The 25,679-nt window shown below is 61.3% G+C and carries 14 protein-coding genes and 1 tRNA gene; 10 read left to right on the forward strand and 5 right to left on the reverse strand.

Annotation, left to right across the window (positions count from 1 at the left end):
- The first annotated feature begins 13 nt into the window (after nucleotides 1–13).
- The gene (locus tag GO988_RS18780) at nucleotides 14–1,573 is read left to right on the forward strand and encodes a murein hydrolase activator EnvC family protein (protein ID WP_317164925.1); all 1,560 of its coding nucleotides are present in this window, start codon (nucleotides 14–16) and stop codon (nucleotides 1,571–1,573) included.
- A 147-nt stretch (nucleotides 1,574–1,720) separates the two neighbouring features.
- On the opposite strand, the gene GO988_RS18785 is transcribed toward GO988_RS18780, so the two are convergent.
- A complete protein-coding gene (locus GO988_RS18785) occupies nucleotides 1,721–5,857 on the reverse strand; it encodes a DUF7948 domain-containing protein (RefSeq protein WP_157568450.1) in 4,137 nt (1,378 codons plus the stop codon).
- A 195-nt stretch (nucleotides 5,858–6,052) separates the two neighbouring features.
- Here GO988_RS18785 and GO988_RS18790 point away from each other — a divergent pair, with 195 nt between their 5' ends.
- The 3 genes from GO988_RS18790 (at nucleotide 6,053) to GO988_RS18800 (ending at nucleotide 10,023) form a co-directional block, all read left to right on the forward strand.
- Nucleotides 6,053–7,201, forward strand: coding sequence for an endonuclease/exonuclease/phosphatase family protein (locus GO988_RS18790; RefSeq protein ID WP_198172901.1), 1,149 nt, complete (start codon nucleotides 6,053–6,055; stop codon nucleotides 7,199–7,201).
- A 191-nt stretch (nucleotides 7,202–7,392) separates the two neighbouring features.
- The gene (cysS, locus tag GO988_RS18795) at nucleotides 7,393–8,925 is read left to right on the forward strand and encodes a cysteine--tRNA ligase (RefSeq protein WP_157568454.1); all 1,533 of its coding nucleotides are present in this window, start codon (nucleotides 7,393–7,395) and stop codon (nucleotides 8,923–8,925) included.
- Nucleotides 8,926–8,997: 72 nt separating this feature from the next.
- The gene (locus GO988_RS18800; RefSeq protein ID WP_317164926.1) at nucleotides 8,998–10,023 is read left to right on the forward strand and encodes a M28 family peptidase; all 1,026 of its coding nucleotides are present in this window, start codon (nucleotides 8,998–9,000) and stop codon (nucleotides 10,021–10,023) included.
- A gap of 197 nt (nucleotides 10,024–10,220) precedes the next feature.
- Here the strand turns inward: GO988_RS18800 and GO988_RS18805 are convergent, their stop codons facing one another.
- On the reverse strand, nucleotides 10,221–10,826 hold the full coding sequence (locus GO988_RS18805) for a DinB family protein (protein WP_157568456.1): 606 nt from the start codon (nucleotides 10,824–10,826) through the stop codon (nucleotides 10,221–10,223).
- Between the two features lie 96 nt (nucleotides 10,827–10,922).
- On the opposite strand from GO988_RS18805, the gene GO988_RS18810 reads away from it, so the two are divergent.
- Nucleotides 10,923–11,921, forward strand: a complete 999-nt coding sequence (locus tag GO988_RS18810; RefSeq protein WP_157568458.1) for a hypothetical protein — start codon at nucleotides 10,923–10,925, stop codon at nucleotides 11,919–11,921.
- Between the two features lie 80 nt (nucleotides 11,922–12,001).
- Here GO988_RS18810 and GO988_RS18815 read toward each other — a convergent pair whose 3' ends face one another.
- Complete coding sequence (locus tag GO988_RS18815; protein WP_157568460.1) at nucleotides 12,002–13,354, reverse strand: hypothetical protein; 1,353 nt, start codon at nucleotides 13,352–13,354, stop codon at nucleotides 12,002–12,004.
- 154 nt (nucleotides 13,355–13,508) lie between these two features.
- Between GO988_RS18815 and GO988_RS18820 the strand changes: the two genes are divergently transcribed.
- Complete coding sequence (locus GO988_RS18820; protein ID WP_157568462.1) at nucleotides 13,509–15,158, forward strand: amidase; 1,650 nt, start codon at nucleotides 13,509–13,511, stop codon at nucleotides 15,156–15,158.
- Between the two features lie 162 nt (nucleotides 15,159–15,320).
- On the opposite strand, the gene GO988_RS18825 is transcribed toward GO988_RS18820, so the two are convergent.
- On the reverse strand, nucleotides 15,321–16,730 hold the full coding sequence (locus GO988_RS18825; protein WP_157568464.1) for an FAD-binding oxidoreductase: 1,410 nt from the start codon (nucleotides 16,728–16,730) through the stop codon (nucleotides 15,321–15,323).
- Nucleotides 16,731–16,805: 75 nt separating this feature from the next.
- On the opposite strand from GO988_RS18825, the gene GO988_RS18830 reads away from it, so the two are divergent.
- From GO988_RS18830 to GO988_RS18845, 4 genes are all read left to right on the forward strand, one after another.
- A complete protein-coding gene (locus GO988_RS18830; RefSeq protein ID WP_232341599.1) occupies nucleotides 16,806–17,498 on the forward strand; it encodes a C40 family peptidase in 693 nt (230 codons plus the stop codon).
- A gap of 149 nt (nucleotides 17,499–17,647) precedes the next feature.
- A complete protein-coding gene (locus tag GO988_RS18835) occupies nucleotides 17,648–21,271 on the forward strand; it encodes a carboxypeptidase regulatory-like domain-containing protein (RefSeq protein ID WP_157568466.1) in 3,624 nt (1,207 codons plus the stop codon).
- A gap of 306 nt (nucleotides 21,272–21,577) precedes the next feature.
- Nucleotides 21,578–24,763: a TonB-dependent receptor gene (locus GO988_RS18840; protein ID WP_157568468.1), complete on the forward strand. Its 3,186-nt coding sequence runs from the start codon at nucleotides 21,578–21,580 to the stop codon at nucleotides 24,761–24,763.
- Between the two features lie 181 nt (nucleotides 24,764–24,944).
- Nucleotides 24,945–25,018, forward strand: a tRNA-Ala gene (locus GO988_RS18845).
- Nucleotides 25,019–25,125: 107 nt separating this feature from the next.
- Here the strand turns inward: GO988_RS18845 and GO988_RS18850 are convergent.
- Nucleotides 25,126–25,575 (reverse strand): Fur family transcriptional regulator, encoded by a 450-nt coding sequence (locus GO988_RS18850; protein ID WP_157568470.1) that lies wholly within the window; start codon nucleotides 25,573–25,575, stop codon nucleotides 25,126–25,128.
- Nucleotides 25,576–25,679: the final 104 nt, after the last annotated feature.

Below are 25,679 nucleotides of genomic sequence, written 5' to 3' on the forward strand. Positions count from 1 at the left end.
CCCCCGTATTTTCGTGATTCTATCCTGTAGCCTACTTTTTAATTGCCTGAAGCGCGGCCTGGGTAGCGCGCTGCTGCTAACGGTGCTGGCGCTGCCCGCCGCCGCCCAGCGCCACCGCCCCGACGCTAAGTCGAAGAAAAAAACCACGACTTCGGCCCGGCCCGCCAAAGCAAACCGCAGCACCAAAACCGGCCGCACGGCCCACGCTGCGGAGCCTACCCCCCCCCGCCGGCGCAACCGCGCGGGCCGCCCCAAAAGCAAGGAGCAGCTGGAGCGCGAGCGCCAGGCCAACCTGACCCGCATTCAGGAAGCGGGCGAAGTGCTGACGCAAACCACCCAAAAAAAGCAGGTATCGCTGGGCCAGCTGAACGTGATTAAGGAGAAGCTGACGGTGAAGCAGGGCCAGATTGAGCACATCTCGACCCAGCTCGAAGGCATCGAAACCAACGTGCACCAGACCGTGCGCCGGGTGCTCACGACCCAGCAGCAGCTCGCCGACCTCAAGGTGGAGTATGCCAAGCTGATGTATGCGGCTTCCAAAACCAGCAGCGGGTTCAACCAGCTCATGTTCTTGTTTGCGGCCGAGTCGTTCAATCAGTTTGTGCTGCGCCTGCGCTACGTGCGCCAGTATACCGAGGAGCGCCAGCGCCAGGCCCAGCGCATTTTGGGCGCCCAGCAGCAGCTCGATAGCCAGCTCACGGGCCTCACGCGCCAGCGCCAGCGCCAAAAGCAGTTATTAACCAGCCAGTTAGTAGAGAGCCGTAACCTGCAAGGCCTCAAAAGCGAGCAGGATGAAGTGGTGCAGCAACTGAGCCAGCAAGAGCAAGGCTTGCGCCAAGAGCTGGCCCAGCGCCAGCAAGCCGTGGCCCGCCTCGATGAACTGATTGCCCAGCGTGTGCGCGAAGAAATAGCCCGCGCCGCCCACGCCGCTCGCCTAGCCGCCGCGGCCGCCCGCCGCCGCGCCGCTCGCGCCACGGCCGCCGCTAGCGCCAGCGCCGGCCGCCGGCGCCGAGGCAGTAGCGCCACCGAGCAGCCGGCCGCCGACAGCGACGATGCCACCGCCGACGCTGGCGCCAACCCCGAAAGCGACGCCCCCGAAGAAACCACCGCCGACCGCCGCGCCAGCCGCGTGGCCCTCACCCCCGAAACCGCGCTGGTATCGTCGGGCTTTGCTGGCAACCGCGGGCGGCTGCCTTGGCCGGTGGCGCACGGCTTTCTGAGCCAGCACTTTGGGCGGCACCCGCACCCGGTGCTGCGCCACGTGACGGTGGATAACCGCGGCGTCGATATCCAAACTAACCAAGGTGAACCAGTGCGTAGCGTGTTTGCGGGCCGCGTGCTCACGGTGGCTCAGGTGCCGGGCATGAACACAATTGTGATGATTCAGCACGGCGAATACTTTACAGTGTATGCTAAGCTGCGCGGCGTGAATGTGCACGAAGGCCAGCAGGTAGACGCGCGCGACATCATCGGGAGCGCGGCTACTGACTCGGATGGCACCGCCCAGGTGCAGTTTCAGGTGTGGCGCAATTCAGCCAATCTCAACCCCGAGAATTGGTTGGGGCGGAAGTAGGGGGGTAGGGAAACAGTAACCTGAAAAAGAACGTCCTGCTGAACTTCGGGAAGCCTCGCTGCCGCATCGTTGAAGGACACGGTAGCGAGGTTTTCCGGCGTTCAGCAGGACATTATTTATTAACTAACTGCTTGGCTATTTTCGCTGTTACCGCACCAACTCTACCCACCCTTTGATAGCCTGGCTGCCATCGGGGGGGGTAAGGAGGTAGTAGTAAATGCCGGGCGCCAGGTCGGCGCCGCCCCAGGTATTTTGGTAGGCAGCATCTTCGTACACGCGCTGGCCCCAGCGCGAAAAGACCTGGAGGCGGGCCGGGCAGCCGCCCAGGCGCGGCGCAAATACGTCGTTTTGCTTGTCGCCGTTGGGCGTCACAATGTTGGGAATAAACATCGACTTCACTTCCACTGCCGGCAAATCGAGTTGCTGCACGCAGCGGCTTTGGTTGAAGCGCAGCGTCACGCGGGGGCGGTAAGTGCCCGCCTGGGTATACGTATGGGTCACGTCGGGGCCAGTGGTAACGGCCGTGCTGTCGTCGCCAAAATTCCAGCTCAGCACGGCATCGGCCGGGATGGTGGTAGCTGGCTGGCGGTAGTGCACCACCAGCGGCGCCACGGCACTGGGCACGCAGGCTGCCGCCACCAGTGCCGGGGCCAGCACCGGCTGGGCTAGTAGCGTAATGCGCCGCGTAGTGGTGACGGGGCAGGGCGTGCCGAGGCCCACCACGTAGGTTAGCTCTACGGTGCTGGGCAGGGTAGGCGGGGTAAATAAATTGCCCGACGATACCCCCGGTCCGCTCCAGATGCCACCCGAGGGCGAGGCCCGCAGCCGAAAAGCTTGCGTGTTGCCGGGGCACAGCACCGTATCGGGGGGTAGGGCCACGGCAATTACGGGTAATACCTGAATGCTGGTGGTGGCCCGGCTGCTGAGGCTGGCGCATACCTGGCTGGCCGTCACGGTGTAAGTCAGCACCTGGGTGCCGACTAAGCCCGCCGTCGGCGTGAAAACATAGGTGCCTGGCGTAGAGCCGGGGCTCACACCCGCACCCGTCCAGACGCCGCCCGCCGGACTGCCCGCCGTGAGTACCAGCGGCCCGCTGCCTACGCATACGGGGGGTAGGGGCGCCGCACTGGCCACGGGTGGCACTACCACGGTGGCAATCACCTGGGCCGTAGCTGTGCAAGTGCCCGTAGGCGAAGCCACCGAGTACGTCAGGGTTTGTTTTACTGAGCCCAAGCTAGGGTCGGGGGTAAAGATAAAACCCGTGGCTGCGGAGCCCGACACGCCCGGCCCCGACCACGTGCCGCCCGCCGGCTGGCCGCTGGGCAGCCGCACTGGGCCATTGCTAGAGCACAGCGTGAAGTCGGCGCCCGCCGAAGCACCAATTACGGCAATTTGAATGCTGGCCGTATTAGGGCAAGGCGAGCCCGCGCCCACCGTATAAGTGAGCGTGTGGATGCCCCCGCCCGCCAGCAAGGGCGAAAATGTGTTGCCTACTACCCCCGGCCCGGCGTAGGTGCCGCCCGCTGGGCTGCCTTGCAGCGTAATAAGCGGCGGCGTGACCCCCGCCTGTAGGCAATACACCGTCTGGGGCGGGGCGGCCAAAGTGGCAACTTGCGTAGGCACTACGGTAATAACCTGCTGGCCAGTGGCTACGCAAGCCGCCGTGACGCCCGCCACGGTGTAAGTCAGCGTTTGGGCACCCACTAGCGCGGGGGTAGGCGTAAACACAAAGCCTCCTGACACGGAGCCCGATACACCCGGCCCCGTCCAGACGCCGCCGCTCGGTAGCCCGCTCAGCGGAATGGCTGCGGCCGTGGAGCACACCGTTTGGCTTTGGCCCACGGTGGCCGTAGTGGGTTCAAAATTGAGCTTAAACGCCGCGTTATTACACGGCACATCATAGCCGGGCTGGGCCACGCCGCCGTTGGTAGGCGAGTATGTGTAAGCGCCCGGCGGCACCGGAAAACCGCTGCGGTTAAAGCACGAGCACACCGCCGCGTACACCACGCCGCGCGGGTCGAAGCGCGAAGTGCCGCCGTCTACGTGGTCGCCCTCCGAGTTGGGGGTAGCGTCGCCGTAGTAGGTGCCATAGCTCAGGCTGCCCAAGCCGGGCGTAAACTGAGCCAAGTAAAAATCGGACCCAAAACCCGGGGTGTCGGGCGTGGTGCGCACGGCGTTGGGCGTGGTGGCCATGCCGTGGGTGTAGCCATTGGTGGGCACGTAGGTGGCATAATCGTACACGTACTGATTCACCTGCCCGCCCCAACCGCAGGCATACACTCGGTCGCATTGGTCTACTAAGAAAGCTGTGGGCGAAATATCAATCGTGCTGCGCCCGCTGCCGAAAACGGTGCTGATGAGGCTTTTATCTAAATCAGGGCTCAGCTTTTGAATAAATTGCCGGCTGCCCGGGTTGCTGTACACGCCGCCCGATACTGGCCAACTGCCTAAGGTTTGGCCCAGCAAATACACGCCGCCATCGGCCCCGAGCTGCACGAAAAATGCTTGGTCGTAGCTGCTGGTGCCCAGGTAGGTAGCTCGTTCCACGGCACTGCCATTGGCCGCAATGCGCGCCACAAAGCCATCGACGTTGCCGCGCGCCGTGGGCATCAGCCCGCCCGCGGTGCCCGGCAGGGCAGGGCTGAGCGTGCCGCCTGCCACGTACACATTGCCCGCCGCATCGAGCTGAAGCGAGTAGGCCGCATCGGCGGCCGTGCCACCCAAGTAGCCGCCCCACGTGAGGCCGCTTAGGTCGGCGGGCAGCTTGCACACCACGGCATCGCAGGTGCCGCCCCGGTAAGTGGGGCCAAAGCTGCCGGCCGTAGTAGGAAAGTTATTCGAGCCGCTCACCGAGGCGATGTACACGTTGCCCTGGCTGTCGGTAATGATATCGCCCCGCAAGGCATCGCCGTAGTTTTGAGGTAGTTGCCGGGTAGCCACACTAGGTTCGAACGCAACTAAGCCATCGGTGCCCGTGCCACCCAGGTAGGTCGAGGCCGCCAGCGAGCCGCCGTCGGCAGCAAGGCGCGTCACTACGATATCGGTGCCGGTGGGCACGTCATAAAATGAGCCAAAGTTGCCAAAGGGGTGCGCCAGCGGCCCGCCTCTTTGGGTGCGCTGCAAAGCCCCGCGCGTGGTAGGGTAGTTGCTTGAGGAAGTGCTGCCCAGCACCAATAGCTCGTTTTGGGCATTCACCACGAGGCTGCTCGGAAACTCAGACCGGTCGCCGCCCAGGTAGGTAGCCCACACGCGCGCCGCCGCGCCGTTGGTCGCCGTGTTGTACTTAATTAAGGCAATGTCGATGACCCCGCCAAACGTAGTTTGGAACGCCCCGGCAGTGGTGGGGTAGCTCACGAGGGCCGTCATGTCGTTGAGCACAATGCCGCCCGAGTACATATTGCCGGCCGCGTCGTAGGTCGCGGTAAAACCCCAATTGCTGCCCTTGGCCCCCGAGTAGGTCGAGAATACCACAGTGGGGTCGATAATTAGCGGCCGGCGGTGGTCGTAGCGGCCCAGTGTGAAGGAGACCGTGGCATCGGCGCTACGCAGCTGGTAGCGGCAGGCCACCGGCTGGCGCGCCCCCGTAGCCGCGTCGAGCTGGTAGGCCTGGGGCATTAGTTCGGTGATATCGCCTACCGAAGTGCCCACGTGCAGCTGCCCATCAGCACTGAGCGTGAGACTGGTAGCGCCTTCATAGCGCAGCTGAATACGGTCGGCGCTGGCCCCGGCCGCTACTTCAAAATCATACTCCAAGTGTTGGGTAGCGTTCTCATAAAACCGGGCGCCTACCCCCGGCCAGGGCGCCTGGTAGCGCACCTGCCGGTAGCTGGGCACGGCACTGGCCCAGTGGGCGGGGTCGTTGCCGTGCAGGTAGTTGCGCACTTCGGTTGTGGCGTCGGCGGGCAGCAGGGGGGTAGCGGCATCAGCCCCCACAAAGCGCACCCGCAGCTGGTGGCCGCGCACCACATCGGTAGCGGCGGGTGGAGCGGGGGCCTTGGTGGCCGAAGCAGGGGTAGGCGCCCCGCCGGCTGGGTGCTCAATGGCTTGCAAAAACACGTAGCGCAGGCCACCCGGCTCTAGGCACAAGTGGCCGCCGGGCACGGCGGCCGCGTAGCGCACCTCGGCGGGCCATTGGCCTTTGTTGGCCACAAACTCCAGCGAAGCCTCGGCGGGGGGCACCCCGGCCAGCGGGAAGGGGGTAGGCGCCGGCTGCGGCTGTGCAGCGGCCGGCAAGCTACTCAGCCCGAGTACCGTAAGAAGTAGTGCGTAAAAAATTTGCTGCATAGAAAAACCTTCATAAACCTCTTAGTAAAGCTAGGCTTCAGCGGCGGAAGCCACAACTAGAGCGCGGTAGGGCCCAAGGCCTGCTTTGCGCCCTACCGCAGGCATTTGGTTGCTGGTAGCTGGCTGCCGGGGGAGTGGGCGTATTTTTGCGGTTCCGGCGGCCACTTGGCGCGCCACTGGCCCGTGGCGCATCGCTTGCTTTCTTACCGTTTTACCCTGCTGGTGCTGCTGGGCCTGCTGCTAAGCACGGCCGCCGAGCGCGTGCCGGCTGGCGAGTTTGCGTTGGCGCCGCTGCTAGCGCTCACGGTGCCGGGGTGGCTGGGGCTGGTGGCGGCAGTGGGGCTGTATTGGCTGAGCCGCCGCCGCTGGGTGGCACTGCTACCACTGGCCGGGCTGGTGCTGGCCTGGCCGCAGGTGCAGCGCGGGCTGCCGCTGCACTGGGCCGGGTGGCAATCGCAGGTGGCTGGCTGGGGCGCACTGGGTTATTTGGAGGGGCCACCCGTGCCGCACTCGGTGCGCCTGCTTTCGGCCAACGTGCGAATTTTTAACGTGTATGCGCAGTTGCGCAAGCCTGACCCAGCCGCGCCCGCCAAGTTTATAGGTTGGCTGGCCACCAGCCCGGCCGATGTGCTGTGCTTGCAGGAATACTACCAGGAACCGGCCGGCACTCACTCGCGCGAGGGCAACTTATTCAACGTGAGCGACAAGCTGGGGCTGGCCAGCGGGCGCCAGGTCTTTGTTTCTAAAACCCTGACCAACAGCGCCGGGGCTGAATTCGGCATTGCCATCTTCTCGCGCCTGCCCATTGTGGGGCGGGGTGAAATTTCGTTTGGACGCCTCACCCAAAACCACGCCATGTGGGTTGATGTGGTAGGCCCTGGCCCGCACGATACCATCCGCATTTTCAATACGCACTTGCAAAGCATGAGCATCGACGACGGCGACATTGTGGCCGCCGGCTCGTCGCGCACCGGCCTCCAGCAGAAGGGTAGAGGCTTGCTCGGCCGCTTTGTGCGTGGCGCGGCGGCGCGGGCCTGGCAGGCCGATACGCTGCTGGCTCACGTGCAACGCTCGCCCTACCCCGTGCTACTGGCCGGCGACCTCAACGACCTGCCCTACTCCTACGCCTACCAGCGGCTGGCCAGCACCCTGCAAAATGCCTGGGCCACCATAGGCTTCGGAGTGGGCAATACGTACCACGGCCGCCTACCCCCCTTGCTGCGCATCGACCAGCAGTTTGCCAGCTCGCAGTGGCGGGTGGTGGACTGCCGCATTCACACCGAAATCCCGTATTCTGACCACTTCCCCGTCGAGGGTTTATACCAACTATCAACTAATCATTAAGCAACAAGGGTAACTAAAAACACGTCGTGCTTTTAGTTACCCTTACCGTTGTCTCGCAACAGCGCGCGCCACAAAATCAGCGCTACTGCTGAACTTTGCCCGAACTTCGGCGTTCGCTACTGTTGGTCCGCTACTAGGGCGCCTCCCCCAGCAATTATACCTAGCTAATTGCTCCTCGTTACTTACTTGTCATGTCGCTGACGCTTTATAATACGCTTACCCGCAAAAAGGAAGTTTTTGAGCCCCTGCACCCGCCGTTGGTGGGGCTCTACCTGTGCGGGCCCACCGTCTACAACGATGCTCACTTGGGCAATGCCCGCGGCCCCATCGTGTTCGACGTGCTCACGCGCTACCTGCGCCACCTCGGCTACCAGGTGCGCTACGTGCGCAACATCACCGACGTGGGCCACCTCGTAGGCGATGCCGATGAAGGCGAAGACAAACTCGGCAAAGTAGCTCGCGCCCAGAAGCTTGAGCCTATGCAAGTGGCCCAGCACTACACCGTGCGCTACCGCCAGGCCATGGCCGCGCTCGGCTGCCTACCCCCCGACATCGAGCCCCAAGCCAGCGGCCACATCACCGAGCAAATTGGGCTGATTGAAGAAATCTTGCACCGCGGCTTGGCTTATGAGGCCAATGGTTCAGTGTATTTCGACGTGCCCAAGTACAACGCCGAAGGCCTAAACTACGGCCGCCTTTCGGGCCGCGTGGTGGAAGAATTGCTGGCCGGCACCCGCGCCGAGCTAGCCGGGCAAGACGAAAAGCGTTCGCCCATCGACTTCGCTCTCTGGAAAAAAGCTTCGCCTGAGCACCTTATGCGCTGGCCCTCGCCCTGGAGCGACGGCTTCCCCGGCTGGCACCTCGAGTGCTCGGCTATGAGCCGCAAATACCTCGGCGCCGAATTTGATATTCACGGCGGCGGGCTGGATTTGATGTTTCCGCACCACGAATGCGAAATTGCGCAGTGCGAGGCCTCGAACACGCCCAGCACCGGCGCGCGCTTCTGGCTGCACAATAACATGCTGACCGTTAACGGCCAGAAGATGAGTAAGTCGCTGGGTAATTTTATTACGCTCGATGGCTTTTTTCAAGGGCAGAGCGAGGCGCTTTCGCAGGCATATTCGCCCATGACGCTGCGCTTTTTCTTCCTGCAAGCGCAGTACCGCTCGCCCATCGACCTTAGCGACGACGCCCTGCAAGCGGCTCGCAAAGGCTACCGCAAGCTCATGAACGGCCTACGCCTGCTCGATAAGCTGCTGGCTCTGAGCGAACAAGTCGAGCGCGCCGAAGTGCCTACCCCCTCCGAGCCCGCCAAGCCGGGCCCGCCCTCGCCCGAGCAGCAACTGCGCAACCTAGCCGGCAAGCCGTTCGAGTTTTTGAATGATGACTTGAACACGCCCCGCGCCTTGGCGGCGTTGTTCGACTTACTTAAGCGCCTCAACACGCTGGCCGCTACCCCCGCCGCGCTGGCCGAGGTAAGCCACGCCACGCTGGCCGAAGCTGCGCAGACCTACCGCACGGTGGTGGCCGGCATTTTGGGCCTGCGCGACGAGCCGCGCGTCAGCGCTGAGGAACTCTTGGACCTAACGCTGGACTTTTACCAGGAAGCCAAAACGTCGAAAGCCTACGATAAAGTAGACCAGATTCGGGCCGCGCTCAAAGGCCAGGGTATCGTTATTAAAGATACCAAAACCGGCGTAGAATGGGCGTATAGCGAGGAGTAAGTATTTACTAGCCACCACGAAACCCTGCGTTACAACTCTGCGAACTGACAGTCGGCGTAAGCCAAATTCTGCGTGAAAAATCTCCTGCCCCGCCTCGGTCTTTTGGCCACTGCTACCGTGCTTCTTACCGGCTGCCCCGCCGATAAAAAGCCGGCCGAAACGGCTACCCCCCCCGCCGCTGCCGAACTGCCCAAAGTGCCGGTTTTCAATGCCGACACGGCCTATGCCTACACGGCGCGACAGGTGGCGTTTGGCCCGCGCGTGCCCAACTCGAAGGCCCACATTGCCTGTGGCAACTACTTGGTGGCTACGCTGAAGCGCTTTGGCCTTACGGTGCGCGAGCAGCCGTTTCAGGCCATGACGTTTGATGGCACGCAGATTAGTGCCCGTAATATTATTGCGCAATACCAGCCGCAGGCGGCGCGGCGCATCGCCCTGTTTGCCCACTGGGATACGCGCCCCTTTGCCGATGCCGATAAGGCGCACAAGAATGCACCTATGGATGGAGCCTCTGACGGCGCCAGCGCCGTAGCTACGGCCCTCGAAATAGTGCGCGAACTCAGCCTACAGCCCGAAAAAATGGCTCCCAACGTGGGCGTTGACGTGATGCTGATGGACGCTGAGGACTGGGGCCACGACGAAACGTTCCAGGCCGGCGTGAAAAACCAGCTCGAAGGCAGCGGCTCCGATTCGTGGTGCCTGGGCTCGCAATATTGGGCCAAGCACGTGGTGCCTACCGGCTACAAGGCCCAGTACGGCGTGCTGCTCGATATGGTAGGCGCCAAGGGCGGCCGCTTCACCCGCGAAGGGGTGTCGCTGGACAAGGCCCGTTCGGTGGTGGACAAAATCTGGAATACGGCCGCCAAAATCGGCTATTCCGATTACTTCCTGTTCACCGACACCAGCGGCATCGTCGACGACCACGTGTACACCAACCAGGCGGGCGTGCCTACGGTCGATATTTACGACCACCCTCCGTACGGCAACGACTTTTTCCCGGCCTACCACCATACTACGGCCGACAATATGGGCATCATCGACCGCAAAACGATGAAGGCCGTAGGCCAGACACTGCTGCAGGTGCTATACCAGGAGTAGGGGGGTAGGAAGTCCTGCGTCAGTTCAATAGCAAGGCAGCAAATACTAAAGAACGTCCTGCTGAACGCTAGTGAAGCATCTCTACCGCACAGCTAATCTCAACGAGTGAGTTTGCCAGCGCAGTAGAGATGCTTCACTAGCGTTCAGCAGGACGTGTTATTAGTTGAGCGTCCCCAATCAAGTTGAGTTCCTAAGTCCTACCCACTCACTCGCTGGCCAGGCTTAGCGGCCGAAGCGGCCAAGGCTTGCTCGGCCAGCTTGATGTAGCGATGCGCGTGAGCAATAAGGGCTTCGAGCACATCGGTGAGGCGCAGGCGCAGCCACGGGTGCAGCGGATTGGGCACGCGCACCGCGCCGGCATCGACCTGGCGGGCCAGCAGCAGCAGCCGCAGCAGCTCGTCGAGCTGGCGGTTGAAGGCTTCTACCACCGTGCCGGTGAGGCGCACGCCAGTGGGCGCAAACTGCTTGGGCTGCCGCAGCATGGTAGCCCCAATGCCTTTGTTGTTGCGCGTGGTTTCGGTGAACAGGCGGCCCAGCCAGCCGCTGCGTACTTGGGGGCTGGCCGTCGAGCCCTTGGCATGGGCCAGCCGGAGACGCGCCTTGAGGCTGGGCAAGTAGTAGCCACCCACAATGTTGAGGTGCTCCAGGCACTGGCCGGGGCTCCACTCGTCGTAGCTGGGGCGGCGGTTAAGCTGCTCGGAGCTGAGCGGGCGCAGTCGCTGGTGGGATAGCACCCGCATGGCCAGCACTTGATTAGTGAGCTGGTCGAAGAACTCGGTGGTATCGCGCACGGAATCACTCATAGTGACAGGGGGCAGGCTGAGCAGTAAGTTTGGGTTGTAATATTACGGCGCAGGGTGGGATAATGTCGCCAGCTTGCAACCCACTACTCCTTTGCTATGTGCAAATCTGGATATTGCTTGAACTGGTTGGCAGGGCTAGCGGGGCTGTTGCTTAGTACAGTAACTACGACTAAGGCCCAAGCCGTTCCCAACCCGGCCGAGCGCATCGAAAGCCTGATTACGTTTGGTGCCCAGGCCCCTACCAACGTAGGTGACGATGACTTTACGCAAACATTTTTCTTCCTGGTGCCAGCCACCGAGCGGCGGCCGTTCTACATCCGGGTATTTGACCCCGACTGCGGTGGCACCCTCGATGCCAAGGTGGGCGAGTTCAACACCCGCACCGAATTTAGTCTCTACGGTGGGCCCGACACCCACTCGGGCAAGGGCGCCGTCGACCCCCGGCCCGCCAGCCCCACCGCGCCCCCTACCGGCCGCCTCATCAAGCAGCTAACTTACGGCGTTGACCCCGCTGTTGATGGCAAGTATGTCAATTTTGGCCCGCTCAATCCTCTCGAAGGTGAGCTAGTGGAGCAGTTTGAAGGCTACGTATTCAAGGTGGTGGTGCGCGGCCTTAGCGGCAACGATGGCAACCTCTACCGGTTCTTCCTCAGCAGCAGCCCCAACCTGAACGTACCCATACCGGGTGGCAACGCGTTCACTTATGAGTATTGCTTCCGGCTGCCAGCCGCGCCGCCGTCGGGGCGGCCCGTGGTGGTGCACCTCTATCCATTTGCTAATGAGCACGTGGTCAGCATCAAGCAAAGCAATTTTGACATGGATAGCGGTGCTAAGCTCACCGTTTTTAGCGTTGCGAAAAACGGCCATGAGTCGCCCGTGAGCGGCGATGGGCAGTGGACGAGCAGCGTGCTACCCGTCGATGTGAAAGAGCATGGGCTGTCGCTTGACTTCCGCCTCACCAGCAAAGCGACGGTTTTCAACGACATGGTTTTCTACGTCACCGACCAGTACGACAAGGCGTTGCCTTTCTTCGCAGTGCCCCTGGGTGGCCCCCCGCGCTACAAGTATGACATTGATATGAAAGTGCATCGCTAAGCCAGGATGCTGGTACTGATGCACATAAAAAAGGCTTTCCTACTTCGGAAAGCCCTTTTTGTGCTTCAAACAGTGGTCAATTACTGGGCTGGCTCATCGCGGCCGGCATTGCGGCGCGGGGCAGCGCCGTAGTCGGCATCGTTGGGCTCATCTTCGGCGGGGCGGTAGTCGTCGCGCTGGCCCTGGCCGTAATTTTTGGCCTTGTCCTGTTGGGAGAAGTTGTCGTATTCGGGGCCGCGAGCACCGGGGTTTTCATCATCGTACGAGCCACCTTTCGAGCCGTGGCCCTGGCTGGTATTGCCCTCCTTAGAACCACCGGCGCCGAAGCCATTGCGCGAGTCACCGGTATTGGGGTTGCCGGGGGCCGTTTCTTCGCTGCGGGCGTGGCCATAGCCATAGCCTTCGGTTTGGGGCGCGCCGGGCGCGTCTATAGGAGCGGGCGCTTGCTGGCCGGCTGGGGCGTTGCCGCCGGGCTGCTCGTCGTGGCTGCGGCCGCCCTGGCTGCCCTGGTTGTCATAGCCCCCGCGTGAGGAGCGCTGGTCTTCCTGCTGGTTGCGGCCAGCGGGGCCGTCGGCCGCGTGGTTATCGGCGGTGCCGGCGGGCAGCCCTACCCCCGAAGTGTGGCCGTAGTCGGCGGCGTAGCCCGCACCGGTTTTTACCGAGCCATTATCGTTCTGGAAAGCAGCCGCTTCGCCCGATTTGCCGGGCAAGTTGCGGTTATCTTGGGTATTGCCGCGGCCGTCGGTATTCGAGCTGGCGCCTGTTTGCCCAGCAGGCTGGGCGGGTGTGTCGCGCACAGCGTGGCCCTGCTGGTCTGGGGCGAGGTCGCGGCCATCGTAGGCGCGGTACGAGTTGTGTTGCGGGCCGGGCTCGGCCGAGCCTTGGCCGTAATATTTCCCCTGGGTAGCTTCGGCCGCGGCGTTGTGCTCGGCGGCGTAGTTGGTTTCGCGGTACTGGTTGCCGTAGCCGCCGTGCGTAACGCCTTGGTTATACTCTTGTTGGCCAAATTCGCCGCGGTTGGCGTCGGCGCGCTGGTTGCTGTTGCGGTCGTGGTCCTCAAAGCTGCTCTGCACGTCGTTGCCGAAGTTGCCGCCGTAGCTATTGGGCTGCTTCGAGTCGGTGGGGGGGGTAGGGGCGGCGGTTACGTCGGCGGGGTTGGCTTCGGCGTTTTCGCGCTCGCCACCTGCTTCCACAGCGCCCTGGCCTACCCCCTGCTCACTATCAAACAGCTCTTCGGTCGATGGCGTGGGGGTAGTGCCGTCGGCGCTGGCCGGTGCTTCGTCGGGTTGCATGGCGGGGGTAGCGGGTTGCAGCGAGCTGTTGGCGCTGGTATTGCGCACGTCGGCGCCCATCTTGGTAGTGGCGTTGGCGGGCTGGGCACCGCCGTTGCCGGCAATGGAGTTGAGGCCGGCCTGGTCTTCGTTGCTGGGCATATCAAAAGAGGTAAGGTGGGAAAGTCAAAACAAGTAGCTGCCCTGCTATACGCCGGGCCGGGATAGGTGGTTGAAAGCGCCCCCAAAGGGTGGGCCGGCGCAGCCCGGCACTTACATTTGAAATCCTTAACCTAGTAGCCGAATAATCCTGCTTATGAAGCGTCGCCAATTTCTACACCAGAGTACTCAAGCCGCCCTGGCTTCTGCCCTATTGCCGCTGGCCGCTAACGCGTTGCCCGCGGCCGGCCCTACCCCCGGTAATTTGGCCAGCCCTGCCCAACCCGCCAGCCAGCCACTGGACAAGGACTTGGACCTGAGTGAGCGTACCATTGCCGAATTGCAAACCTACCTGCAAGGTGGCAAGGGCAACAGCCGCAACCTGTGCCAGCAATACCTCGACCGCATTGAGGCCATGAATAAGAAGGGCCCCGCCATCAACGCCGTGATTGAGCTCAATCCCGACGCGCTGACCATCGCCGACACGCTCGATAAGGAGCGCAAAGCCGGCAAGCTGCGCGGCCCGCTGCACGGTATTCCGGTACTTATAAAGGACAACATCGATACCGGCGACCAAATGCAAACCACCGCCGGCGCGCTGGCCATGGCCGGCCACCACGCCGCCAAAGACTCGTTTGTGGCGCAGCGGCTGCGGGCAGCTGGGGCCATTATTCTAGGCAAAACCAACCTAAGCGAATGGGCTAATTTTCGCTCTACGCACTCAGCCAGCGGCTGGAGCAGCCGCGGCGGCCAAACCCACAATCCTTACGTGCTCGACCGCACGCCCAGCGGCAGCAGCGCCGGCTCGGGCGCGGCAGCAGCAGCCAGCCTCTGCGCGGCGGCCGTGGGCACCGAAACGAACGGTTCCATCGTGTCGCCGTCATCGTGCAACGGTTTGGTGGGCCTAAAGCCCACCGTGGGGCTAGTGAGCCGCACCGGCATCATTCCCATTTCGGCCACCCAGGACACGGCCGGCCCTATGGCTCGCACCGTGCGCGATGCTGCCCTGCTACTCGGCGCGCTCGCCGGGCCCGACCCGGCCGATAGCGCCACTAAAACCGCCCCAACCAATAAAAAGGCCATCGACTACACCGCTCTGCTGCGCCCCGATGCCCTAAAAGGCCGGAAGCTAGGCGTAGAAAAAGGCCACTTGGCCAGCCAAACCGCCGCCGGCGAGTTGCTGCGCCAAGCTGTGGCTGTGCTCAAAGCCCAGGGCGCCACGCTGGTAGAGGTAGACGTGCGCGGCGCTACGCAGTCCATCGGCGATTCTGAGTACAGTGTGCTGCTCTATGAGTTTAAGGATGGCCTGAATAAATACCTGGCCCAGACCCAAGCGCCCGTTAAAACGCTGGCCGACGTCATCGCTTTCAACAAGGCCAATGCCGCGAAGGCCATGCCTTTCTTCCAGCAGGAAACACTGGAAGCCGCCGAAAAAACCGACGGCCTGAGCAGTGAGAAATACAAAGCCGACCTGCGCAAAGTAGTCGATACCTCGCGCCAGGCCCTCGATACGGCCTTCAAAATGGAAGGTGGCCTGGCCGCCATCGTGGCTATCACCACGGGCCCCGCCGCCTGCATCGACCTCGTGAATGGCGAGTACGGCACCGGCCCCGGCTACTCGAGCGCGGCGGCCATGGCCGGCTACCCCCACCTCACGGTGCCCATGGGCTACGTGCATGGCCTGCCGGTGGGCCTGTCCTTTGTGGGCGCTCCTTATAAAGAAGCCGAAGTACTGGCACTGGGCTACGCCTATGAGCAGGCGACCAAGCACCGGCAGGCGCCGACTTTCCAGGCGGTGGTGGGGTAGGGGTAAGAAGTTGGGATTAGAGTAAAAAAGAACGTCATGCTGAGCAAAGCGAAGCATCTCTACCACGCCGCTTGGATTAATAACCCAATGAAGCGGCAGAGATGCTTCGCTTTACTCAGCATGACGTTCTTTAATTTAAGAAGCTGACCTTGTAAAGCTGCCTTAAAATATCTTCCCCGGATTTAGAATTCCATGTGGGTCAAATACTTGCTTGATGCCGCGCATGAGGTTGAGGTTAGCTTCTTTAAGGGCGATGTGCAGGTAGGGCTTCTGCACCAGCCCAATGCCGTGCTCGCCCGAGATGGTGCCGCCAAGCTTTACGCAAAGCTCAAAGATTTCTGAAATTGGCTCGCGCAGGCCCACATTCCACTGCTCGTCGCTGAGTTCGCCGCGGATGATGTTGACGTGCAGATTGCCGTCGCCGGCGTGGCCGTAGCACACGCTTTTGAAGCCGTAGCGCCGGCCAATTTCCTTCACGCCTTTGAGGAGGGTGGGAAGCTCGGCGCGCGGTACCACGGTATCCTCCTCCTTATACACCGAATTGTAGCGCACCGAATTGCCGATGTTGCGCCGGATGCGCCAGAGGTCGTCTTTCTGGCCGGCGGTGTCGGCGAGCAGGATTTCGCCCACGTCGTAGTGCTCCAGCACGCCGTACACTTGCTCGGCTTCTTTGTAGAGCTGCTCCAAGTCCTGGCCGTCGAGCTCGATGAGCAAGTGGGCGGTAATATCCTCGGGCAAGGTGAGCGGAATTTTTAGGTAATCGGACGACCAGGCGATGGCCTCGCGCTCCATAAATTCCATGCCCGACGGGATGATACCCGCCCGAAACACCGCCGACACCGCCTGTGCCGCCTCAGCCTCTTGGCGAAACGGTACCAGCATCAGCACGTTGTGCTGGGGGTAGGGGAGGAGCCGGAATACTACGCGGGTGATGATGCCGAGCGTGCCCTCCGAGCCCACCATGAGTTGCGTGAGGTTGTAGCCAGTGGCATACTTGAGGGTGTTGGCGCCCGTCCAGATAACGTCGCCGTTAGGCAAAACTACTTGCAGGTTAAGTACATAGTCACGAGTAGTACCGTATTTCACCGCTTTAGGGCCACCGCTGCTCTGGCTGAGGTTACCGCCCAAAAAGCACGAACCCTTGCTGGCCGGGTCGGGCGGGTAAAACAGACCCACTTCCTTCACCGCATTCTGAAATACTTCCGTCACTACTCCCGGCTCGACGGTGGCTTGCAGGTTCTGCTCGTCGATTTTGAGGATTTTATTGAAACGCTCCATGCTCAGCAGCACGCCTTTGTGGATGGGCAGGGCGGCCCCGCTAAGGCCCGTACCCGCGCCGCGGGCCGTCACGGGCACGCGGTGCTCGTGGCAGAGGCGCATGATGGCGCTCACCTCCTCGGTGGTGCCGGGGCGCAGCACCACATCGGGCGGAAAGTGGAAGTCCTCGGTGTGGTCGCGGCCGTAGGCTTCGTACTGGTCGGCCTCGGTGTGCTGGGGTAGGAGGACGTGCGCCGAACTCAGAATGTGCTCGAAAGCAGATACTAGCTCGGGCGTAAGGGCGTTGAATTGCATAAATGAAAAGGGCGGCTACTAGCCGCCAGGCTATATTTGCCAGTAATGCAGCGTGAGAAAACGAAGGTACGGCCGATGACGAAAGCAAAAAATGCTCCTCGCCGCCCGGCCGCCCGTAGCGGGTGGTGGGTAGCTTACGGCCTGATGCTGGTGCTGTTGCTGCTAGGCAGCAGCTGTAGCCACAAGCTCAACCAGCGCAACGGCCGCTACTACTCGGCCCGCGACCTGGCCCGCCAGAAAGCCGCCGAGCGCCGCGGCCGCTACGCCCCCGGCCGCGCGCCGGTGGTCAAGAGTAAGTCAAAAATTACTACCCCCTCCTCGGCCGGCAGCGTGGCTACTACTACCAAAACCAAGCACGTCACGCGCATGGGCAACGCCACGGGCACGCTGGCTTCGGTGATTGAGGCGGCGCGCTCGTACCAGGGCGTGCCCTATCTTTTTGGCGGCACCACGCGCCTGGGCCTCGACTGCTCGGGGCTGCTACAATTGTCATTTGCCGAGGCGGGCGTTACCATTCCGCGCTCTTCCAACGAGCAAGCCGTGTGGGGCGACCCCGTGAAGCCGACCGAGTTGCGGCCGGGCGACCTCATCTTCTTTGGGGCCTCGCCGGGCTCTAGCACCATCACCCACGTGGGCATGGTAACGGTGGTCGATAACGAGGGGGTAGAGTTTATTCACGCCTCTACTTCGCTGGGCGTAGTCGAGAATAGTTTCGAGTCGGACTACTACCTGAGCCGTTTTGTGCGCGCTGTGCGACCGCGATTTTAAGATTTGTAGATTATTGATTACCAGAACAATAAATCTGGCTCTGTAGAGGGGTCATTCATTCTTAACATTGGCGTAATATTGTGATTTCCAGAGGATAGTTACCTTTGACGGGATTGTTAACTTCTCCTTTAAATCACAATCTTTCGCTTATGAAGTATACATACCATCGATTATTGCTGCTGCTGGTAGCCCTACTTACGGCCCAATTGGGCTGGAGCCAAGGCGCTACTACCGCGGCCATGAGCGGCACTATTGCCGACAATAAAGGCCAAGTATTGCCAGGCGCTACGGTCATTGCCGTGCATACGCCCACCAACACGCAGTACGTAGCTCCGACCAACGCCGAGGGCCGCTTCAACATCCAGAACATGCGCGTGGGTGGCCCCTACACGGTAAAAGTTACCTTCGTAGGTTACCAGGACTACACCCGCACGGGCATCAACCTGACGCTAGCCGAGAACTACCGCCTCGATGCCAAACTAGGGGAGGCTACCACTTCCTTGGCCGAAGTAACCGTGACGGGCGGGCGCCAGAACCCGGTTATCAACGCCGACCGCACGGGCGCTGCTACCACGGTGCAACGCGAAGCCATTGAGCGCCTCCCTACCCTCAACCGCTCGTTCAACGACTTTACCCGCCTTACCCCCCAGGCTAGTGGCCAGAGCTTTGGCGGCCGCAACACGGGCTTCAACAACATCACAATCGACGGGGCAATCTTCAATAACTCGTTTGGTCTGGCCTCGACGGTTGGTGGCCAAGCGGGTGCCCAGCCAATTTCGATTGATGCCATCGACCAGATTCAGGTGAGCATTGCGCCCTACGACGTGCGCCAGGGCTCCTTTACCGGCGCCGGCATCAACGCCGTAACGCGTAGCGGCAGCAACCGGGTTTCGGCCTCCGTTTATGGCTTTTACCGCAACCAGGATTTGGTAGGTAGCAAAGTAGGCGACGTAAACTCCGCCTACCCCCCCTTCAACCTCAAGAACTTCGGTTTCCGCGTGGGTGGCCCCATCGTGAAGGACAAGCTATTCTTCTTCGTGAACGCCGAGCGCGAGCTGCGCAATGCCCCGCCAACCGGCAACTACCAGGCTTCGGTAGCGGGCCAAGCGGCTACGGCCACTACCTCAGCCGCGACCAGCCAGGATTTGACGGCCCTTTCCAACTTTCTGCGCGAGCGCTACGGCTATGAAACCGGCGCCTACCAGAACTACCAACTGCGCCAGAACAGCGACAAGATTACGGCGCGCCTGGACTGGAACATCAGCCCCAACAACCGCTTCAACATTAAGTACAACTACCTGAAGTCGTACGCCGACATCGCGCCGAGCGCCAGCGGCGCGGTAGGCACCCGCTCGCAGAGCCAGTTTGGCCTGCCCTACCAGTCGGCCTACTACACCATCAACAACAACCTGAACTCGTTTATCGCCGAACTGAACTCGACGCTGGGCGCCGGCAAATTCTCGAACAACCTGACGGCTGGCTACTCGGCGTTCCGCGACTTCCGTTCGACGCTCTCTTCGGTGTTTCCGCTGGTGGATATTGGCACCAACGTGGGCCTGACGGCCTTCCCAACCGCTACCAATAACAACCCCGCGTACTCGGCGCCCACGGCTACCCTCACCTCGTTTGGCTACGAGCCCTTTACGGCCGGCAACGTGCTGAACACCGACGTGTACCAGGTAGGCGACAACTTCACGGCCTACCTCGGCAAGCACAACGTGACGGTGGGTACTTACAACGAGTTCTACAAGTTCACCAACGGCTTTGCCCCGAACTACAACGGCCTGTACCGCTACAACTCGCTGGAGGACTTCTACAACGCCAACGGCTACTCTTATGACCGCACCAACGGCCAGTACACAGCTTACAACACCACCACTAACCCCAGCCCCGGCCGCGAAAACGCCTCGGTGTACCGCCTGCAGTACAACGCTAACGGCAGCGACCAGATTCCGTTTGCCTATGTCAATGCCCAGCAGTACGGCCTGTACCTGCAGGATGAGTATTCGCCTCGCCAAAACCTGAAATTCACGGTGGGCATCCGCGGTGACTTGCCCGTTATCAGCAACAACCTGGTGCAGAACGTGTACGTGGGCGGCGGCGCCGACGCGTCGGGTTCTACTGGCGGCGCCCTCACGTTCCGCAACGGCGTGCAGCTCAATACCGGCCAGATTCCGGTCCGCAAGGTGCTGTACTCGCCCCGCATCGGTTTTAACTGGGATGTGAACGACGACCGCAAAACGCAAGTGCGTGGTGGTACGGGCATCTTCACAGGCCGCGTGCCCTACGTACTGATTTCCAACCAGGCCAGCAACAACGGTATTCTCTTCGGCGCCCTCGACGCCACGGCCAGCGGCAACCCCAACATCCTGACGGGCCCGGCGGCTAGCCCCACGCAGGCCTACCCCTTCAATCCGAACGTAAACGCCTACCGCCCCACCACGGCCGCCGCCGCCCCCACGGGCTACAACCTGGCCGTGACGGACCAAAACTTCAAGTTTCCGCAGGTGTGGCGCTCAAACCTGGCCATCGACAAAGAGCTGTTTGGCGGAATTGTGGCTACCATTGAAGGCTTGTACACCAAGGACATGAATGCCTTAGCGTTCGAAAACGTGAACCTGCCCAACCCCGTGCGCAACGCCAATGCGGCCCAGGGCCAGCAGGGCGGCGATGCCCGGCCGATTTTCTACAACTTCAGCGGCACGCCTAATGCCAATGGCCTGGTTACGGCTACGCCCTACAACCGCATCTACGGCTTGCTCGGCACTTCGTCGGCGCCCACCAACACGGCCCGCACGCCTAACATCACGGATGCCATCCTGATGAAGAACACCAACAAGGGCTACTCGTATTCCTTGACGGCCCAGTTGCAGAAGAGCTTTAGCAACGGCTTGTTTGCCAGCGCGGCCTACACCTACACCGACTCGCGCTCGGTGAACGACGGCGGCTCGACGCCCACCAACATCTGGCGTGACCGCTACGTGAGCGGTGACCCAAATGCGGACGCCCTCAGCTACTCGTCGTACCTGCAGCAGCACCGCATTGTGGCCGCGCTTTCGTACCGCCGCGAGTACCTCGGGCACCTGGGCACCACACTGTCGGCCTTCTACGTGGGCGCGCCGGCGTTCAATGGCCTTTCCACTCGCTTTAGCTACACCTACGCTGGCGACATGAATGGCGATGGCCAGACGGTGAACGACTTGGTGTACATCCCGCGCAGCGCCACCGATATCAACCTCATTGATATTGCCATCACCGACACCCGCGCCACGGGTGGGGGCACGCCGGCCCGCATTGGCACTTATACTGCTGCCCAGCAGTACGCCGACCTCGACGCCTACATCAGCCAGGACCCCTACCTGAGCAAGCACCGCGGCGAGTACATGGAGCGCAACGGCGCCCAAAACCCTTGGCAGCACCAAATTGACGTGAAGCTGCTGCAAGACATCTTCACCAACATCGGCAAAGACCGCAACACGCTCCAGCTGACGGTGGACATCTTCAACGTGGGCAACCTGCTGAACAGCAATTGGGGCAAGGCGCAGTTCGCCAATCGTACGGCGCTGCTGTCTTACCAGGGCTACAACGCCGCCGGGCAGCCGGTCTTCACCTTCCCCTACCTCACGGCTCCGGTTGTGACGCGCGGCAGCGGCACCACGCCTGGCATCATTGCTACCCCCGGCACGGCGCTCAGCACCACCTACCGCGACGACGTAACCAGCCTCGCTTCGCGCTGGCAGATGCAGCTCGGCGTGCGCTACATCTTCAACTAGTGGAGAGCTGAGCTACGCAAACTGATTTTTTTTGAGAAAAGGGCGGGAAGAATTTCCCGCCCTTTTTTTGCGCTAAACGGTCCAGTTTTTTAATTTTTGACGAAGAAACCTGGATAAAAACTGGGACTGCGGAAGATGACAGCCACTAGCAGGCACCCTGCCCGAATAATGAGGGGTAAGGCAAATACGCGGAAAGCCTCCTTTTTTGCGGCTCGTGAAGCATTAATGACGGGGCTAGCGGCGCGCTGCCCGTAACTTTGCCCTTGCTGTTAGGCATGTCACCATTAATCACTAACCATTTTCTGTATGATTCAGAAAGTTTTACGCTACCTGCTACTGCTGGTGCTCGCTGTTGGCACAACCCAGCTTAGCTGGGGCCAGGGTGCTACCACCGCCTCCATCAACGGGGCAGTTACCGATGCAAAGGGCGAACCGCTGCCCGGTGCCACGGTTCTAGCTATTCACACGCCTACCAACACCCAATATGGCGTGGGTACCAACGGCGACGGCCGCTATAACATTCAGGGCATGCGCGTTGGCGGGCCCTACACGATTAAAGTGAGCTTCGTAGGCAACCAGGATGTAACCCGCACGGGGATTTTCCTGTCGCTGGGCGAAACCCTGCGCCTCGATGTGCCCATGAGCGCTTCGACCACCGAACTGGGCAACGTAGTCGTAACTGGCCGCCCCGACCCGGTTATCAACGCTGGCCGCACCGGTGCGGAAACCAACGTGAGCCGCGCCCAAATCAACCAACTGCCCACGCTGAACCGCAACCTGACTGACTTTACCCGTCTTACCCCCCAAGCGGGCGGCGGCGGCAGCTCCTCGTTTGGCGGTGCCAACAACCGTTACAACAACATCACCATCGACGGTGCTGTGAACAACGACGTGTTTGGCCTGGCGGCTTCGGGTACGCCCGGTGGCCAAGCAAGCACCAACCCTATCGCCCTCGATGCTATCGACCAGATTCAGGTAGTGCTGGCGCCCTACGACGTAACGCTGGGTAGCTTCACTGGCGCCGGCGTAAACGCTGTTACCCGCTCGGGTTCGAACGACGTATCGGCCTCTATCTACGGTTTTGGCCGCAACCAAAATTCGATTGGTAAAAGCGTAACTGAGCCTCGCACCAAGGCCGACAAGTTTTCGAACTACACTACCGGTTTCCGGGTAGGTGGCGCCCTGGTGAAAGACAAGGTATTCTTCTTCCTGAACGGCGAAATTGCTCGCGTAAACACCCCGCTGGGCTTTGTGCCCGGCACCGCCGACTCGCGCGCTCCTATTGAAAGCCTGAATCGCATTGCCGCTATCGCGAACTCGCCCCTCTACGGCAACTATGACGCTGGTTCGTACGGCGACATCACGCGCCGCACCGAGAGCAACAAGATTTTTGCTCGTCTGGACTTCAACCTCTCGGAAAATAACACCCTGACGCTGCGTCACAACTTCGTAAAGGCGTTTGACGACAACATTACCCGCACTGCCAACAACGTGCGCTTCAGCAACAACGCTTATAAATTCAGCAACATCACCAATAATACGGTAGCTGAATTGAACTCGCGTTTCACGGGTGGTTTCTCTAATAAGCTGATTCTGAGTTACAGCGCCATCCGCGACTCGCGCGACGTGGTAGGGGCTCCCGGCCCGGCTTACCAGATTGTCGACAACGGTATCACCTACCAGCTGGGCCAGGAGCGTAGCTCGGTCGCTAACCAGCTTGACCAGGACATCGTGGAAATCACCGACAACCTGACCAAGCAGTTCGGCAAGCATACCCTCACCTTAGGCACGCACAACGAAGGCTACAAATTCCGCAACTTGTTCCTTAATAACGGCGCTGGTTATTACACCTTCACGTCTATCGATAATTTCGCGGCTGGCCGTGCTACCCAGGTGCAGTCGAGCTACGCTACCGCCAACAATGGCGAGGCCAAGTTTAAAGCAGCCCAGTTGGGCTTCTACGCTCAGGACGAATACACGCCCACCGAGAACCTGCGCCTGACCTTGGGGATGCGCATCGACGTACCCGTGTTTGCGGATAAGCCCGGCAACAACGAAGGCGTAGCTACGCAGTTCGGCAGCCAGTACCACACCAGCAACACCCCCAACGGGCAGGTGCTGTACTCGCCCCGTATCGGCTTCAACTGGGACGTGAACAACGACTCGAAAGTGCAGCTCCGCGGTGGTACCGGTATCTTCTCGGGCCGCGTGCCTTTCGTGTGGATTTCGAACAGCTACACCAACAGCGGCCTGATTCAGGGTTCGGTAAACCAGACGGGTACGCCAGCCAGCGGCACTACCCCTGCTTCGACCACCCTGCCGGTGCAAATCGACCCCACCAAAATCGCGACTACTTACAGCAACGTGCCCACTACCCAGATTAACCTGGTGAGCGACAACTTCAAGCTGCCGCAGGTATGGCGCTCGAACTTGGCCGTTGACTTCCGCCTGCCCGGCGACGTAGTTGCTACGGTGGAAGGCATCTACTCCAAGACGCTGAACGATATCTACTACAAAGACCTGAACCTGACGGCCCCAGTAGGCCGCCTGGCTGGCCCCGACCAACGCCCCGTGTACGCGGCTACTACTGCCGCCCGCCGCGTTAACCAGAGCTACACCAACGTATACCTGCTCGATAACACCAGCCAGGGCTACCGCTACAATGCCACTTTCCAGCTGCAGAAGCGCTTCTTGGGCGGCCTGAACACGACGGCTGCTTACACCTACGGCGTGTCGAAAGAAGTTAACAGCGGCATCAGCAGCACGGCTTCGTCGAACTACGGCTTCAACCAGGTAGCCTATGACCCCAACAACCCCGAGCTAGGCTACTCGCGCAACGACCAGCGCCACCGCGTAATCGGCAGCGCCGGCTACACGTTCCGCTACGCTAATGACGCGATGGCCACTACGTTCACCGTATTCTACGAAGGTCTGTCGGGCCAGCCCCTGACCTACATCTACGGCCAGGGCGCCGACGTGAACCGCGATGGCAACACCAGCAACGACCTGCTCTACGTGCCGACCAACGTGCGTGACGCCAGCCAAATCGTGCTCGTGCGCAGTAGCACCACCGATACCCGCACGGTAGCGCAGATTCAGGACCAGCTGGATGCCTTCATCGAGAATGACCCTTACCTGCGCTCGCACCGCGGCCAGGTAGTGGAGCGCTTTGCTGCCCGCCTGCCCTGGACGCACCAGATTGACATGCGTATCGCCCAGGATTTCAACTTTATTGCCGGCGGTAAGAAAAACACCATCCAGGTAACGTTTGACGTGCAGAACGTGGGCAACCTGCTCAACAACAACTGGGGCCGCCAGTACACCGTGTCCAACAACGCCGTGGAGCTACTGCGCCCCGAGGCAACGGGCCCCGGCGTACAGCCGACCTTCTCGTTCCCAACTTCGTTCACGACTACCAACCGGTCGTACGACTACGCGCCGTTCCTGTCGCGTTGGCAGGGGCAGCTGGGCGTGCGCTACAGCTTCAACTAATAGCGGCGGCCACCCGGCCACTAGCTACCTTAAATGGGCGGGGAAATTTCCCCGCCCATTTTTTTTGGGCCTGATTGCGGGGGAGTTGCGAAGAATGTTGGCCCTACCCCTTGCACAAGTGAAAAGCTACCGTACTTTTGCAGAACCAACGCGCAATAGGCGCCGCGGCCAAACAAAAAATGGGGGATTAGCTCAGCTGGCTAGAGCGCTTGCATGGCATGCAAGAGGTCATCGGTTCGACTCCGATATTCTCCACTCCCGTTTCCGCTTAAAAGGCGCCTGCAAGCTAGCTTGCAGGCGCCTTTTTTGTTGATGCTTGGTGAAGAAATCCTGCTATGTGCTGGGTATAGCCCTACCCCTTGCTAGCCAGCCTGGCAAAACTGACACACGCCCGACAGCAAAAAGTCGCGCCGCTCGGCCTGAAAGCCGCCCGGCAGCTGCACCGCCGGAATGGCCACTTGGCTTAGGCAGTAGGTGTGGCTGCACACGCCGCACTTGAAGTGCACGTGGTTGTCGAAGTGGGCGCCGGCCGAGCACTCGATGGAGCAGGCGGCGTAGCGCAGCACGTCAGTATCGTCGATAACGCGGTGGATGAGGCCGCTCTGCTCGAAGCTTTTGAGGGTGCGATAGAGCGTGATGCGGTCGGTATCAGCGCCGATTTCCTGCTCAATCTCGGCCCCGGTGAGCGCGTAGCCCTTGCCCGACACGGCGGCCAGCACGGCGCGGCGCACGGGCGTTTGGCGCAGGCCGTGGCGTAGGAGGGTTTGGGTGAGGCGGTCGGGGGCAGTGGTGGGGGTAGGGGCGGCGGGCATGCGTCAAACTTACGAAAAGTTACAAATACTACTAAAAGGAAGTCAGCCAAGCCAAACTGCTACGGAGGGCTGCCTCGTACCTTTGCGGAGCTTGGCGCACTAGC

The organism is Hymenobacter ginkgonis (assembly GCF_009755225.1).
In the GTDB taxonomy this organism is placed as follows: domain Bacteria; phylum Bacteroidota; class Bacteroidia; order Cytophagales; family Hymenobacteraceae; genus Hymenobacter; species Hymenobacter ginkgonis.